The sequence below is a fragment of the Solibacillus sp. FSL W8-0372 genome, assembly GCF_037969735.1.
GTDB classification, from domain to species: domain Bacteria; phylum Bacillota; class Bacilli; order Bacillales_A; family Planococcaceae; genus Solibacillus; species Solibacillus faecavium.
Genome location: NZ_CP150204.1, coordinates 3,839,856 through 3,855,173 on the forward strand (window position 1 = coordinate 3,839,856; position 15,318 = coordinate 3,855,173).

15 protein-coding genes are annotated in these 15,318 nt (G+C 37.2%); 3 read left to right on the plus strand and 12 right to left on the minus strand.

All coding sequences use genetic code 11. The annotated features are described in order from the left end of the window. Positions 1-25: 25 nt before the first annotated feature. The 4 genes from MKY13_RS19645 to adh form a co-directional block, all read right to left on the minus strand. A complete protein-coding gene (locus MKY13_RS19645) occupies positions 26-1,453 on the minus strand; it encodes an aldehyde dehydrogenase family protein (protein ID WP_339214540.1) in 1,428 nt (475 codons plus the stop codon). Positions 1,454-1,485: 32 nt separating this feature from the next. Further along, positions 1,486-2,460: a DUF4003 family protein gene (locus MKY13_RS19650; RefSeq protein WP_339214542.1), complete on the minus strand. Its 975-nt coding sequence runs from the start codon at positions 2,458-2,460 to the stop codon at positions 1,486-1,488. 121 nt (positions 2,461-2,581) lie between these two features. Further along, positions 2,582-2,932: a DUF779 domain-containing protein gene (locus tag MKY13_RS19655; protein ID WP_191701115.1), complete on the minus strand. Its 351-nt coding sequence runs from the start codon at positions 2,930-2,932 to the stop codon at positions 2,582-2,584. Between the two features lie 17 nt (positions 2,933-2,949). After that, positions 2,950-4,476, minus strand: coding sequence for an aldehyde dehydrogenase (gene adh / locus MKY13_RS19660; protein ID WP_191701114.1), 1,527 nt, complete (start codon positions 4,474-4,476; stop codon positions 2,950-2,952). Positions 4,477-4,692: 216 nt separating this feature from the next. On the opposite strand from adh, the gene MKY13_RS19665 reads away from it, so the two are divergent. The 3 genes from MKY13_RS19665 (at position 4,693) to MKY13_RS19675 (ending at position 7,467) form a co-directional block, all read left to right on the plus strand. Then, positions 4,693-5,898 (plus strand): polysaccharide deacetylase family protein, encoded by a 1,206-nt coding sequence (locus MKY13_RS19665; RefSeq protein ID WP_339214544.1) that lies wholly within the window; start codon positions 4,693-4,695, stop codon positions 5,896-5,898. 84 nt (positions 5,899-5,982) lie between these two features. Beyond that, positions 5,983-6,687, plus strand: a complete 705-nt coding sequence (gene rluF / locus MKY13_RS19670) for a 23S rRNA pseudouridine(2604) synthase RluF (RefSeq protein WP_339214546.1) — start codon at positions 5,983-5,985, stop codon at positions 6,685-6,687. 54 nt (positions 6,688-6,741) lie between these two features. Further along, complete coding sequence (locus MKY13_RS19675) at positions 6,742-7,467, plus strand: hypothetical protein (protein WP_191701111.1); 726 nt, start codon at positions 6,742-6,744, stop codon at positions 7,465-7,467. 76 nt (positions 7,468-7,543) lie between these two features. Here the strand turns inward: MKY13_RS19675 and MKY13_RS19680 are convergent, their stop codons facing one another. From MKY13_RS19680 to MKY13_RS19715, 8 genes are all read right to left on the minus strand, one after another. Further along, entirely contained in the window at positions 7,544-8,251 is a 708-nt protein-coding gene (locus MKY13_RS19680) for an ABC transporter ATP-binding protein (RefSeq protein WP_191701110.1), read from the minus strand. 1 nt (position 8,252) lies between these two features. Further along, positions 8,253-9,026, minus strand: coding sequence for an ABC transporter ATP-binding protein (locus MKY13_RS19685; protein WP_191701109.1), 774 nt, complete (start codon positions 9,024-9,026; stop codon positions 8,253-8,255). Then, positions 9,023-9,961 carry a branched-chain amino acid ABC transporter permease gene (locus tag MKY13_RS19690; protein WP_191701108.1) on the minus strand — a complete coding sequence of 313 codons (939 nt, stop codon included), beginning with the start codon at positions 9,959-9,961 and terminating at the stop codon, positions 9,023-9,025. The genes MKY13_RS19685 and MKY13_RS19690 overlap by 4 nt, the downstream gene beginning before the upstream one ends. Before the next feature lie 9 nt (positions 9,962-9,970). Continuing rightward, positions 9,971-10,846, minus strand: a complete 876-nt coding sequence (locus MKY13_RS19695; protein WP_339214551.1) for a branched-chain amino acid ABC transporter permease — start codon at positions 10,844-10,846, stop codon at positions 9,971-9,973. A gap of 81 nt (positions 10,847-10,927) precedes the next feature. Then, positions 10,928-12,139, minus strand: coding sequence for an ABC transporter substrate-binding protein (locus MKY13_RS19700; RefSeq protein ID WP_339214554.1), 1,212 nt, complete (start codon positions 12,137-12,139; stop codon positions 10,928-10,930). Positions 12,140-12,360: 221 nt separating this feature from the next. Next, positions 12,361-12,966 (minus strand): class I SAM-dependent methyltransferase, encoded by a 606-nt coding sequence (locus MKY13_RS19705; RefSeq protein WP_339214555.1) that lies wholly within the window; start codon positions 12,964-12,966, stop codon positions 12,361-12,363. A gap of 44 nt (positions 12,967-13,010) precedes the next feature. Continuing rightward, positions 13,011-13,487, minus strand: coding sequence for a methylated-DNA--[protein]-cysteine S-methyltransferase (locus tag MKY13_RS19710; protein WP_339214557.1), 477 nt, complete (start codon positions 13,485-13,487; stop codon positions 13,011-13,013). 101 nt (positions 13,488-13,588) lie between these two features. Further along, positions 13,589-15,094, minus strand: coding sequence for a malate:quinone oxidoreductase (locus MKY13_RS19715; protein WP_339216974.1), 1,506 nt, complete (start codon positions 15,092-15,094; stop codon positions 13,589-13,591). Positions 15,095-15,318: the final 224 nt, after the last annotated feature.

Here is a 15,318-nt window from a genome sequence, read left to right on the forward strand (position 1 = left end):
TAGGGCAAAGTGCTAGTTTGAATTTTTAATATGTCAGCTTCATTGTTATAAATTTCAGCTCTGTCATTTCTTCCACAGCATACTTAATACCTTCTTTGCCATAGCCGCTATTTTTAACACCACCATATGGCATATTATCTACGCGGAATGTAGGAACATCATTAATAACTACCGTTCCTGCTTCAATCTCCTCTGCTGCTTTCATAGCATCTGTGAAAACGTTTGTATAAATACCAGCATTTAAGGCTAACTCTGATTCGTTTACGAGCGCTATTGCCTCGTCTAATGTTTCATATGGAACGATTGAAACAATAGGCGCAAAGGTTTCTTCACATACAATTTTCATATCCGGCTTCACATTTGTCATAACGGTCGGCGAACATGTACGATCCGTAAATTCCGCCCCTGTTGCAACAACCGCACCTTGTTGTTTCGCGGCTTCAATCCAATCCTTAATACGTTTTACCTCATCAGGGTGAATCATCGCACTCACATCTGTCTGTTCATCATGTGGATCTCCAACCACTAACTTTTCTGTCTCTTCAACAAACAACTTCGTGAATTGCTCATAAATTGAACTGTGAACATATACACGCTGTAGAGAAATGCAGACTTGTCCCGCAAAGCCAAATGCACCGCCTACACAGCGCGCTATAATTTTTTCAATTGGTGTTGAAGGCTCTACAATTAATGCAGCATTTGAACCTAGCTCTAATGTAATTTTACGCAATCCGACCTTTTCTTTAATTTTCAGTCCAACCGCGCCACTACCAGTAAATGTAACCTTTTTCACAAGTGGGTGTGTCACAAGCGTATCGCTTAAATCGCCGCCACCACCAGTCACAATTTGAAGAGCCCCGTCAGGTAATCCAGCTTCTTTAAAAATTTCCGCCATCGCAAGCGCACTTAATGGTGTTTGTGATGCCGGTTTTAATACAACTGTATTCCCTACAGCAAAGGCCGGCCCTAACTTATGCGCCACTAAGTTAAACGGAAAGTTAAACGGTGTTATTGCAGAGACTACTCCTAATGGTACTCGTTTTGTATAACCCATTCGATCTTTAACACCAGGTGTAGCATCCATTGGAACGGTTTCACCTGTAATTTGTTTTGCCGCTTCTGCTGCGAATTGATACGTAGTAATCGTACGATCTAATTCGGTAAGCCCTGCTGATAAAGGTTTTGCCGCTTCATCTGCTAAAATTTTTGCAAGTTCAAATTTACGGTCACGCATAATTGCCGCAACTTTATATAAAATCTCTGCACGTTCATATGCTGTTGTCTTCTTAAATGACAGAAACGCTTTATGAGCCCCTTCAATCGCTCTTTCCACATCAGCCACAGAGGCTTTTGCAACTTTCGCAATTATTTTTCCCGTATAGGGAGCTGTTAGTTCACTTAACTCAGCTGTACTTTCCCATTTGCCATTAATCCATAATTTTGTTTCTTTCATAATTAATCCCTCCTCTATATTATTTACCCGATTTAAATAAATATATCGAGAATATCCAATGCTAAAAAAAATGTCATATCATTAATGAAATTACTCATATCAACTGCTTGCATAAAAAGTAGACTATCATTAAAATCAGCTAATTGATTGTTTTCTATTAAGCTATCCAGTACATAGTGGGTTGCCGTTATTAACGCATATTCCTTTTCCCTTGCAAACATAGATAGACTCTTTAATTCCTGGGATAGCTCAATAATTTCATCCACTACTTCAGAGGTTGCAGCTACTAAAGCGAGCAAGGCCAAATATGGATAAAACTTCTTCCCTACCTTTACCTTTTTGTTAGTAAATGATTGTTTAATCGCAACAGTATATTCGATTAAAGTAGGCTGAAACTCCTCTTGATATAGTGCCAAAAGCTGGGTCATCGCCTGTAATGAATCACCAATTTTAAAACCTTCTTTCTGCAAGCCATCATAATATTGCCGCATCGTTTCAGCCAAAGTTCCATAATTACTGGACTGATTCGTTAATAATACTGCGTAGGGAATGTCATCTTTGCCAGTTAAAAAATAGTGATGTTTTTTCATTTCTGTATGCAACTTCTTTGCTCGAAATGCATGATCTTCATCTGTTAAAAATAACGCAGCTATATTTTGATAGGCACTATTTTTAAATCCGGCCTTTATTAGCAACTTTTCATTTGAGATTAAGCGTTTCAGCTCTTGCTCGGGTTCTGGATGTAATACAAGATGCACTAAAATTCTATAAGTCAATGCAGATATATTATTGGATGGTGATAAAATATCGAGCAACTTTTTCTTTGGTTTTTGCTTATGTATTTTTTTAACACTATCCTCAAATTTTGATCCATTAAATGTTTCACGTGAAAATGTAAACTGATTAGCTAAAGGTATTCGAATATTACTGGTTTCATTTGTCCCGAAAAAGAGCTCCATCCGCTCATAATTTTGGCTAAGCAATTGAATAAAAGATGACTTTTCCATATCTTCACACTCCTAACCATTATTATACGCCTAAATATTTGAGGTGAAAAATAATGCATTTGTTTGTAAAAAAAAGTAAACACCAATGGAAATCCATCAGCGTTTACTCTTCACATTATCCTTAAAGCTGTTCAAGCTCTTCTTTTGTAAATGCACGTGATCTTGACAAAAAGCGTTTTCCCTCGACACCTTCCAATGAAAACATCCCGCCCCGTCCAGCTACAACATCAATTATAATTTGGGTATGCTTCCAATAATCATATTGATTTTTATGCATATAAAACGGACTATCCCCAATATGGCCGAGCAGCACATCCTGATTACCAATTATTAAATCGCCATCTGGATAGCACATTGGCGATGAGCCATCACAACACCCTCCCGATTGATGAAACATAATCGGTCCATGACGTTCCTTTAACTTCTCAATTAATTGTAGTGCTGCATCGGTTGCGGTTACACGTTCAACCAAAATCGCACCCCCCTCTCTTAGAAGAAGCCTAAGCGGTTTTCATCATAGCTTACTAAAAGATTTTTCGTTTGTTGGTAATGACTTAACATCATTTTATGATTTTCACGACCGATACCACTCATTTTGTACCCACCAAATGCTGCATGGGCCGGATATGCATGATAGCAATTGGTCCATACACGTCCAGCTTCAATACCACGTCCAAAGCGATAGGCAGTATTCATATCACGCGTCCACACACCCGCGCCTAAGCCATAAAGTGTATCATTTGCGATTTCTAAAGCTTCTTCTTTCGTTTTAAACGTTGTTACTGCAACGACTGGACCAAAAATTTCTTCTTGGAAAATACGCATTTTATTATGACCTTTAAATACAGTTGGCTTAATATAGTAACCGTTTGCATAATCGCCGCCAAGATCATTTTTCTCGCCACCGATTAAGCATTCAGCACCTTCTTCTTTTCCAATTTGTAAATACGATTGGATTTTTTCCATTTGCTCTGAAGAAGCCTGAGCACCCATCATTGTATCTGTATCTAAAGGATTTCCTGTTTTAATCGCTTCAACACGCTTCAATACACGATCCATGAATTTCTCATAAATCGACTCTTGAATAAGTGCACGAGATGGACAAGTACATACTTCCCCTTGGTTTAAAGCGAACAATACGAAACCCTCCACGGCTTTGTCCAAAAAGGCATCGTCTGCCTCCATAATATCTTCAAAGAATATATTTGGTGATTTACCACCTAACTCTAATGTAACAGGGATTAAGTTTTGTGAAGCATACTGCATAATGAGGCGCCCTGTCGTCGTTTCCCCTGTAAAGGCAATTTTTCCGATACGTGGACTAGATGCCAGTGGCTTACCTGCTTCTAAACCAAAACCATTCACAACATTCACTACACCAGGTGGCAGTAAATCTTCAATTAACTCAACTAACACTAAAATCGATGTTGGCGTTTGCTCAGCCGGCTTTAATACAACACAGTTTCCTGCAGCAAGTGCTGGCGCCAACTTCCATATTGCCATAAGTAAAGGGAAGTTCCACGGTATAATTTGTCCTACAACTCCGATTGGCTCATGGAAATGATAAGCAACTGTATTATCATCAATCTGACTAATCGATCCCTCTTGTGCACGTAATACCCCCGCAAAATATCGGAAATGATCAATACCAAGTGGTAAATCTGCATTTAATGTTTCCCGTACAGCTTTACCATTGTCCCATGTTTCTGCAACCGCTAACATTTCTAAGTTTTGTTCCATACGATCAGCAATCTTCAGTAAAATGTTTGATCGCTCTGCGGCAGATGTCTTACCCCATGCATCCTTTGCTGCATGCGCTGCATCTAATGCGAGTTCGATATCCTCTTCAGTTGAACGAGCAACTTGCGTAAAAACTTTTCCAGTAACCGGTGTTATATTGTCAAAATACTCCCCTTTTACTGGAGGTGTCCATTTACCACCAATAAAGTTGTCATAGCGCTCCTTAAAATTCACTAATGCGCCATCTGTGTTAGGATTGTGATACACTGCTGCCATTGAATTCTCTCCCCTTTGCAAAAATTGTTGTGACCATACCCTCATCTACAGGTTTTTTATTTAATAGCTCACCTTGTTGTGAGAGGTATCTCTAACTATTATATTGTCAGAAGAATCCAATAATTTCAAATATTAAACTACAATTTTAAGAATATTTTATTTTAAATATTCTGCTATACTGGTAATTATTACTATCAACCAAAAGGAAGTAGACAAATGAAACATTTTAGTACACTTTTTATTTTATTGTTTTTATCATTTATCTTTCCAAATGTTACATACGCTTCGGCACAAGAAACAGTAAAAATAGAAAAGGATACAACGGCCTATTTTTATTTGCATAATAACCAAGAAGTAAAGTACATTACTTTAAAAAAAGGGGAAACATACCTCGCTACTATAGAGGATCTAACCTGGATGATCGAAATTGGTAATGCAAAGGTTCATATCGATAAACAAGATGCGAAAAGCATAAATGAAAAAATTACTCCTGCGCAAAACAATAATAAAATACAGATTTTAACCAATGACTCCACACCCGTTTATAATTCCCATCGCAATAGTAGTAGACAAATTGCTACATTAAGCGCTAATACACGTATTAGCTCCAATGGCGTAAAAGGCTATTTTTATGAGGTTGTTATTGGTGGAAAGCTTGGATATGTTCCTATTAAAAAAATGCAGGTTGACGCTGGTGTTCCTATTTTAATTTATCACCACTTTGTGGAAAACATTCAAAAATCCTACTTCCGTAATAATATCTCTGTTGTTGATATTGTAGACTTTGAAAAGCAAATGATATTTTTGAAAAATGAAGGCTATACGACTATTTCTTTAAAGGATTTAGACCAGTGGATGCAAAAGAAGCAGGCACTTCCTGCAAAAGCAGTCGCCCTCACTTTCGATGATGCCAATTTATCTCTGGAGAAAATGGTCTATCCCATTTTAAAGGAAAACAATATGCATGGTACTACCTTTGTCATTGGGAATCGGGTAAAAGAAGAAACTCCCCCATTTAACAGTGAGGCAGAAATAGTACAATTTGCAGGATTTAAAGAACTCCAAAGTGTAATGGACCTTATTGAAATCGAGCATCATACTTATGCGCTGCATGTTTACAATGATGCATTAAATAGAAGTCAGCTCCAGCTTACATCAGCTAAAGATCTGCATTATGATATCCAGCAAACGAATGAAGTACTAAAGCAAATTGACCCTAATATACAAGCACAGTACTATTCTTATCCATACGGGAAATTTAATAAAAATCATGAAGCTACATTTATAGAAAATAATATTTCGCTAGCATTTTTAAATAAGGGTGGTAAAGCAAAAATAACGAGCCCTCGGTTATATGTACCCCGGATTCCTGTTCAAAATTCTATGCCACTCGAACAATTTAAATCATTAGTTCTGAATTAATATGAATAATTTAAAACAACGTGAGACGAATTTATAAGTCATTTCATGTATACTGAAGATATTCTATTAGTAGGTGAAAAAATTATGCGTATAAATAAATATTTAGCAGAAACCGGCATCGTATCTCGTCGCGGTGCAGATAAATGGGTAGAAGATGGACGTGTAAAGATAAATGGCATCCTTGCAACAAATGGTAGCCAAGTAGAACCAGGTGACGAAGTATTTGTAGATGGCAAACTTGTAAAAAGAGAAGAGCAGTTAGTGTATATCGTTCTGAACAAGCCTGTTGGCATTACAAGTACTACGGAAAAGCATATTCAAGGCAATGTCGTTGATTTTGTAAACCATCCATTGCGTATTTTCCATATTGGTCGTTTAGACAAAGACTCAGAAGGATTGCTCCTTCTTACAAACGATGGTGACATTGTAAACGAAATTTTACGTGCAGAAAATCATCATGAAAAAGAGTATGTCGTACAAGTCGATAAACCGATTACCGACAAATTCATTAAAGACATGAGCGCAGGTGTGGAAATTTTGGATACTACGACATTACCTTGCCGTGTCGAAAAAGTTTCTTCACAAGTTTTCAAAATTATTTTGGAGCAAGGTTTAAACCGCCAAATTCGTCGTATGTGCTCGGCACTGGGATATTCTGTACAAAGACTTCAACGCATCCGTATCATGAATATTCATATTGGAAATCTAAAGGTTGGACAATGGCGTAATCTTACGGAAAAAGAAAAAAATGAACTATTCAAATTACTGAATTATACACCAAAACAATAAGTAATCCTCTCCCTTAACCGGGAGAGCTGCTTACTAGGCATAGGAGGCATCGTTATGCTAACAATACAGCCAACTGAGAACTTAACAGGATTAACGGTAAGTGGGGACTATTGGGATTTGGATAATTTAATACATGCAGTTTACGAGGTCATCGGGGAAGAAAAGCGCTATTTCCATTATGAAGGTGTAAGGCAACGATTATTAGCCGTTTGCTTAAAGTTACGCCAAGCTTCTAAAGGGGAACATGGCATTGATTATATTTCAAATGGGATAAATAAAAATGTGCTGAAGAAGATACATGCAATTTATCCTGAAAAAAATATTTATTACAGTGTGCCTTTATTTGTCCCTGAGCTCATTTTTTCTGCGCTTGCATTAAATGATTTCATTTCACTTTATAAAGAAACAGTAGATGATTCGGAGTGGAGTATGGCGGTAACTACAGTTCGCAAGTTCCAGGCACTTGTAGCCGAATCCATCTCTTCATTTTTTCCAGAGGACCATTATATGTTGTTTTTAACAACGTTACATACGAAGTCACCACTGTTTCATCAGTATGCCCCACAGTATGTGGATATATTGAATCTGGAGTATCTTTCATTATCTAAAGAAGAACGCGAAAAACATATAAATTCATTTGCATTGCGTCTTTTAACAGAAGACGAGACTTATAAAGTATTAATTCAGCAGCTTTTAGATGTAACAAGCTTATCAAAGCAATCTTTCTATGAAGTAGAGCTGACATTAAAGTATCCAGATGAAGAAGCGATTATTTGGTAGCAATAGTTTACATACTTACATATAAAGAAGGCTGGTTAAAAGTCAATTATACTTTTAACCAGCCTTCTTTCAGTTTTTATAATCCACCTAAATAAGCGGCTCTTACTTCATCACTTTCCTGCAGTTCCTTCGCAGAACCTGCAAGCACTATTTTACCTGTTTCTAAAACATAGGCACGGTGCGCAACAGATAATGCCATATTCGCATTTTGCTCTACTAGTAATACAGTAACACCTTCTTTATTAACCATCTCGATAATATTAAATATATTTTTTACCATTAATGGTGCCAAGCCCATTGATGGCTCATCCATAATGATTAGTTTTGGCTTAGCCATTAAAGCGCGCCCCATCGCAAGCATTTGCTGCTCACCACCTGAAAGGGTCCCTGAAAGCTGTTTACGACGTTCTAAAAGACGAGGAAACAATTCGTAAACATGGGCCAAATCCTTTTTAATCCCGTCTCGATCAGAGCGTAAATAAGCACCTAGCTCCAAATTTTCCTCTACCGACATATTTGAAAATACACGTCTTCCTTCCGGTACATGAGAAATTCCTGACTTTACAATAGATTGTGCCGGCTTACCATCAATTGCAGAACCTAAATATTCAATTGAGCCACGCTTTGGCTTTAGTAATCCGGAAATTGTTTTAAGTAAAGTGCTTTTCCCTGCCCCATTCGCCCCAATTAATGTAACAATTTCACCTTCATTTACTTCGAGGGAGATTCCTTTCAATGCCTGAATATTACCATAGAAAACATCAATATCATTGATTTTTAGCATATTATTCTGTAACCTCCTCACCTAAGTAAGCTTCAATTACTTTCGGGTTTGAACGAATTTCTGCCGGTGTCCCGTTTGCAATTAATTGACCGTGATCCAGCACGTAAATACGCTCACAAATACCCATAACCAAGTTCATATCATGTTCGATTAATAAAATCGTTAAATCAAATTCCTTGCGGATGAACGCAATAAGCTCCATTAAATCATGTGTTTCCTTTGCATTCATTCCAGCTGCTGGCTCATCTAATAATAATAGCTTTGGAGCTGCTGCCAATGCACGAGCAATTTCCAAACGACGTTGCATCCCGTACGGCAAGTTTTTTGCAAGCTCATCACGGTAAACATCCAGCCCGAATATCTTTAAAAAAGCCAATGACTCCTCTTCCATCTTCTCCTCGCCTTTAAAATGGCTTGGTAAGCGGAAAATGCTTGAAACTAAGTTGTGCTTCGCTAAACCGTGGTTTGCCACCTTTACATTATCCAGGACCGATAACTCCTTAAATAGGCGGATATTTTGGAATGTACGACTAATTCCTTGGCGTGTTACTTTATATGGATCAAGGCCTCCTATTGATTTGCCATCAAACATAATCTTTCCTTCTGTTGGCGAATAAACACCGGTTAGCATATTAAATGTCGTTGTCTTACCTGCTCCATTTGGACCTATAAGACCGATTAATTCACCTTGATTCATGTACAATTCAACGTTTTGAACAGCCTTTAATCCACCAAATTGAATACCTAAATTCTCTACGGTTAGAAGTGCACTCATACGCGTGTACCTCCCTTTTTACCAAACTTAAAGTATGCTGTAATTTCTTTTGAACCTAATAATCCCGTCGGACGATATAACATAACTAAGATTAGAATTAATGAATAAATAATCATTCGTGTCTCCGGGAAGTCCTGTAAATACGTTGAAACGACGGTTAATAAAATCGCAGCAATTACAGATCCTGATAAACTTCCTAACCCGCCTAAAACGACGAATATTAAAATATCAAAGGATTTTAAAAATCCAAATGCAGTTGGCTGAATTATATAGTAGTTATGGGCGTAAATTGCACCCGCAACGCCGGCAAAAAATGATCCAATTGCAAATGCGACTACTTTGTAATAGGTCGTGTTAATTCCCATTGCATCAGCAGCAATTTCATCTTCCCGTATGGATATACATGCGCGACCATGCCGGGAATTCGTGAAGTTGGAAATGACTAAAATAGTTATGAATACGCCAAAGAATGCATATGTCCACGTTGATTGGTGAGTCACTTGCAAACCTGCAGCTCCTCCTACATAGTCCGTATTAACAAATACAATTCGAATAATCTCCGCAAATCCGAGCGTTGCAATGGCTAAGTAGTCCCCTTTTAAACGAAGAGATGGAATTCCAACCAATAGTCCAGCCAGTGCGGCAACAATTGCACCAATTAAAATTGCTGTAATAAATGGCATGCCAAACTTCATTGTACAAATTGCCGATATGTAAGCACCGACTGCTAAAAATCCTGCATGCCCTATCGAAAATTGACCTGTAACCCCGATTATGACATGTAAACTAACTGCTAAAATAATATTAATACACATTGCGATAAACATATTTTGATAGTAGTTCTGAATAACACCATTTGAGATTAATAATTGAACAACTGCATAAATAACAAGTGCTAGGACGGCATAACCCCAAAAGATTTTTGATTTTTTCATGCTGTTCACCTACACTTTCTCGCGTGTATTTTTACCGAAAATACCCGCTGGACGTAAAATTAGAATTAAAATAAGAATGACGAATGCGGCTGCATCCCGCCATAAAGAATAGCCTAGTGCAGAAACAACGGTTTCTACTACTCCAAGAACAAGACCGCCTACCATCGCCCCTGGAATAATTCCTATACCGCCTAAAACGGCTGCGATAAATGCCTTAATTCCCGGCATAATCCCCATTAATGGGTCGATACGAGTATAGTAAATACCAAAAATCACACCGGCTGCTCCTGCTAAAGCAGAACCAATGGCAAATGTTGCAGATATTGTATTGTCAACGTTAATACCCATTAAGCGGGCTGCATCAGCGTCATGTGATACTGCACGCATCGCTTTTCCGATTTTCGTCTTGTGAACAATGAATTGTAGGAGAAGCATTAAAAAGATCGATACAGACAAAATGAATATGGCTAGTGTGCTAATTTGAACACCAAAAATTTCAATATTCTTCGTTGTAAACACTGTCGGATATGCCTCTGGAGACGATCCTCGGAAGAAAATTACTGTGTACTCAATTAACAGTGATACCCCAATGGCCGTTATAAGTGCTGCTATACGCGTCGCATTTCGCAGTCTCTTATAGGCGACACGCTCAATAATTACTCCGATAACGGCACATAAAATCATTGCTAAAATAAGGGCTAAAAATATGTTCATTTCCCAACGTGCAATTGCATAAAAACCAATAAAGGCACCTAGCATAAAAACGTCACCATGGGCAAAGTTGATTAATTTAATAATCCCATACACCATCGTATAGCCTAAAGCGATGAGCGCATAAATACTACCTAGCGAAATCCCGTTCACTAATTGTTGAATCCACTCCATAAAGTTCACTTCCTTTTCAACTATTAACTATGAAAATACGAAAAAGGGAGGCAAGTTCCGCCCCCCCTTACTTGAAAAAAATTAAGGATTAACTTTAGAGTTGAACTGTTGTTTACCGTCTACGAATTCTAGAACTGTAGCTGATTTTACTGGGTTGTGGTTTTCGTCAACTGTGAAAGTACCTGTTACTAAACTTAAATCTTTCGTTGATGCTAGCTGTTTTTGAACTGCTTCACTCGTAACATCTCCATCTACACGTTTAATAGCATCTACGATAAAGTAAATTGAATCATAACCTAAAGCGTGGAATGCATTAGGCGCCTGACTATATTTATCATTGAAGGCTTTAACGAAATCCTGAATTTTTGCATCTGGATCTTCAGATGAATAGTGATTTGTAATGAAAGTATTATTTAAAGCATCCGCTCCGGCTAATTCGATTAATTTAGGAGAGTCCCAACCGTCAGCGCCCATTAATGGAACGGTAATACCTGCTTCACGTGCTTGCTTTACGATTATTCCAACCTCTTCGTAATATCCAGGAATGAAGATGAAGTCAGGATTTTTCCCTTTAATGTTCGTTAATTGAGATTTAAAGTCAACATCCTTTGCAACATACGCCTCTTCAGTAACAACTGTACCGCCGTTTGCTGTAATTGTTTCTTTGAATGATGCAGCTAAACCTTTCGCATAATCAGATGCATTATCCGCAAAAATTGCTACATTTTTAGCACCTAATTCATTTGTCGCAAAGTTTGCTGCTACTGTACCTTGGAATGGATCGATGAAACATGTACGGAATGCATATTCATTTACTGTTCCGTCATCATTCACTGTTACATTCGGAGCTGTACCTGATCCAGTAACCATCGGAACTTTATGGTTATTTGCAATTTGCACAGTTGCAACAGAGTTACCAGAAGTTGCAGGCGCTAACATTGCCACTACTTTTTCCTGCTCCGCTAGCTTAATCGCTGCAGATGTTGCCTCAGCTGTTTCTGATTTATTGTCGATAGGAATATATTCAATTTGCTTACCATCAATACCACCTGATGCATTGATTTCATCAATTGCTAATTTTGCTCCATCATTAATAGATGACCCGTAAGAACCAACCGCACCGGATAATTCTAAGTTTGCACCAATTTTTATAGTTTCTCCTGCTGTATTGCCACTTCCACTTGAACCAGAAGAACCGGAATCATCAGTTCCACATCCTGCTAAAAGCCCAGTTAATAGTGCTGTTGCCATGAATAATGACCCGTACTTTTTTGTTTTGTTGTGCTTTGCCATTATTATTTCCCCCTTAGTAAACTTGAAATATTTGATATTTCAGATAATTATACTCAATCTTTCAAGTTCCTACAATCTAATTTTTAAATATTCAGAATAGATGACATTGCAATAAAATTCTCATTTATTCCAACTTCTGTATTGTATACGATACTAAATTATTAGTCTAGTGTGATTTTTCTGTAAATTTTGTATATTTAAAGACTATAAAAAAACCGTCATTATTCGTTCATAATACGAAAAACGACGATTCGTTCATTTTCATTTTTTTCATGTCGGAGTTTTATATTTAAATAACATTCCAGCATTTTTTCTTCTAGTAAAAAATGCATATAGTCAGGGGAAGGGTAATATAAAATTATATCAATAGTTCTTGGATATAATTTGAATGACTTAAAAAGGAGATTAATAAATTCGCGAAAAACATGAATGGAAAAAGGATTGAAAAAGAAAAAAACATTATCCTGCTTTTTAATTTCATATGTTTCTGCAATGATGTTCAAAAATTGAATAGGTGCTTTCTTCTTTTTGATTTTTTTCAAGTATTGCTCGGCATTATGTTCGGCTTCTGCAAAGAATTTTTGATCCATTTCAATCCCTATGACAGGAATACGGAAACGATTGTATATATAAATCGGGACACGGCCTTTCCCGCACCCAATATCGAGGAATCGAGCATTCAATGGCATTTCATATGTTTCAAATAATTGTTCAAGCCCACTATATGGGGTCGGTTCATAGCGATGATACTTTGCTAGCTTTGGAAACCCATACTGAAAGCCTACCGTTTGAATATTTAAAAACTTATCATATTGTTGCTCGTTCATTAATTCACCTCATATCTTACTTCTTATTATACCAATATATTTTATCACGATAAAATATATTGATGTTTTAACTCATGGTTCAGCAACCATTCTTTACGCCATAAACCTCCTGCATATCCTGTCAGCTTGCCATTTGCCCCTATTATTCTATGGCAAGGGACGATAATACATATCCTATTTCTGCTATTAGTCATACCGACAGCACGTACCGCTTTAACATTTTCTATTTGCTGGGCAATTTCTTTATATGAAGCAGTTTGACCGTAATGTACATTTTTTAATGCTTTCCATACGGAAATTTGAAAAGCTGTACCTTCAAGTTTATAAAATACAGTGAACTCTAGACGTTGACCTCTAAAATATTCATCCAACTCTTTATAGCAATCGACTAATAATGCAGGTGTTTCATTCGTTTGTAAAAACTGAATTTCTCTTTCCACAAATAATACCGATGAAATAAATTGTTCTGTACCGACTATCTCAATAACCCCTATCGGTGAAGCATAATCCAACTTATGCATAGTGTTTCTCCCCTTCCCTTATCTTTGTACTATAGCGCATTTACGAGAATGAAAAAAGAACCTTTAATCTGACATTGATTAAAGGTTCTCTCTATTATTAATTATGCTTTTTGTAAACCTAATGCTTTAGTTGTTGTTTCATGTATTTCTTTAAGAAGTGCTGTATTTTCAACAAGGTTTTCGCCGTAAGAAGGAATCATCTCTTTAATCTTAGGCTCCCAAGTTTTTAATTCTTCTGGGAAACATTGTTTGATTACTTTTAACATTACAGATACCGCTGTAGAAGCACCTGGAGATGCACCTAGTAAAGCTGCAATTGATCCGTCGTGTGCAGTTACTACTTCCGTACCAAATTGTAATGTACCTTTACCAGCGTCTGTGTCTTTAATAACTTGAACACGTTGACCTGCAACACTGATTTCCCAGTCTTCTGACTTAGCAGTAGGAATGAATTGACGTAATTCCTCCATACGTGCTTCTTTTGAAAGAACTAACTGAGAAACTAAATACTTGCTCAACGACATTTCTTTCACACCACAAGCAAGTAATGTAAATAAGTTATGCGGTTTAATTGAAGCAAATAAGTCCATGTTTGAACCAGTTTTTAAGAACTTCGGAGAGAAGCCTGCAAACGGTCCGAATAATAATGACTTTTGACCATCGATATAACGAGTATCTAAGTGAGGTACTGACATCGGTGGTGCACCTACTGCTGCTTTACCGTATACTTTTGCATGGTGTTGATTAATAATTTCTTCGTTTTTACAAACTAGGAATAAACCTGAAATTGGGAACCCACCGATATGTTTTGATTCGGGAATGCCAGACTTTTGCAGTAACTCTAAGCTACCGCCTCCAGCTCCTAAGAACACAAATTTCGACGTATGGTATTCTACTTTACCGTTTTCCTTGTTATGGACTTTTACTTCCCAAGAACCGTCTTTTAAACGTTTAACGTCAGTAACATTATGATTGTAGTTTACGTCTACATCTTGTTTTTGCAAGTTTGCGATTAAAGTACGAGTTAACGCACCAAAGTTCACATCCGTACCAGAGTCAATTTTAGTTGCAGCAATTGGCTCATTTGATTTACGTTCATTCATAATTAATGGAATCCACTGTTTTAATGTTTCAGGATCATCAGAGAACTCCATACCTTCGAATAATGGGTTAGCAGTCATTGCTGCATGACGCTTTTTAAGATACTCAACATTGCTAGCACCTTGTACCATACTCATATGTGGTAATGGCATAATGAAATTTTCTGGTTTTTCGATTTGCTTTGTGTTAACTAAATGCGACCAAAATTGTAGTGAATCTTGGAATTGCGTGTTAACATTAATCGCTTTTGTAATATCGATTGTTCCGTCTTTTTTCTCGCTTGTGTAGTTAAGCTCACATAAAGCTGCATGCCCAGTTCCGGCATTGTTTAATTCGTGAGAGCTCTCCTCACCTGCTTTTGCTAAATTCTCAAATACTTTGATTTTCCAATCTGGTGCTAATTCTTTAAGCATTGTACCTAAAGTTGCACTCATAATTCCGGCACCAATTAAGATAACGTCTGATTTAATATGCTTGTTACTCATTTTTACCTTCCCTTTATATATATTAAGATTTTTAGAATAATGTAAGCGCTCTAATTTACTATCGACAATCTAAAAAAGGAGGCGGGTCCATTCATTCTAGATCTGTTATTACCTTATTGTAGTGTAACACAATTGCGAAAAGATTAAAATATATACAGATTGCTGTAAGTACGCATATGAAAAGGTTGACATTTGCGAGAAAAGTTTTAACATTTTCAAGCAATTTACGTATTAGAGGAATATAA

Excerpts from the sequence above, each read along its gene's own strand:
- MKY13_RS19685 (WP_191701109.1), bottom strand. The coding sequence starts at position 9,026 with ATGAGTGCACTTCTAACCGTAGAGAATTTAGGTATTCAATTTGGTGGA.
- MKY13_RS19650 (WP_339214542.1), bottom strand. The coding sequence starts at position 2,460 with ATGGAAAAGTCATCTTTTATTCAATTGCTTAGCCAAAATTATGAGCGG.
- adh (WP_191701114.1), bottom strand. The coding sequence starts at position 4,476 with ATGGCAGCAGTGTATCACAATCCTAACACAGATGGCGCATTAGTGAAT.
- MKY13_RS19675 (WP_191701111.1), top strand. The coding sequence starts at position 6,742 with ATGCTAACAATACAGCCAACTGAGAACTTAACAGGATTAACGGTAAGT.
- MKY13_RS19705 (WP_339214555.1), bottom strand. The coding sequence starts at position 12,966 with ATGAACGAGCAACAATATGATAAGTTTTTAAATATTCAAACGGTAGGC.
- MKY13_RS19645 (WP_339214540.1), bottom strand. The coding sequence starts at position 1,453 with ATGAAAGAAACAAAATTATGGATTAATGGCAAATGGGAAAGTACAGCT.
- rluF (WP_339214546.1), top strand. The coding sequence starts at position 5,983 with ATGCGTATAAATAAATATTTAGCAGAAACCGGCATCGTATCTCGTCGC.
- MKY13_RS19710 (WP_339214557.1), bottom strand. The coding sequence starts at position 13,487 with ATGCATAAGTTGGATTATGCTTCACCGATAGGGGTTATTGAGATAGTC.
- MKY13_RS19690 (WP_191701108.1), bottom strand. The coding sequence starts at position 9,961 with ATGAAAAAATCAAAAATCTTTTGGGGTTATGCCGTCCTAGCACTTGTT.
- MKY13_RS19680 (WP_191701110.1), bottom strand. The coding sequence starts at position 8,251 with ATGCTAAAAATCAATGATATTGATGTTTTCTATGGTAATATTCAGGCA.
- MKY13_RS19665 (WP_339214544.1), top strand. The coding sequence starts at position 4,693 with ATGAAACATTTTAGTACACTTTTTATTTTATTGTTTTTATCATTTATC.
- MKY13_RS19695 (WP_339214551.1), bottom strand. The coding sequence starts at position 10,846 with ATGGAGTGGATTCAACAATTAGTGAACGGGATTTCGCTAGGTAGTATT.
- MKY13_RS19700 (WP_339214554.1), bottom strand. The coding sequence starts at position 12,139 with ATGGCAAAGCACAACAAAACAAAAAAGTACGGGTCATTATTCATGGCA.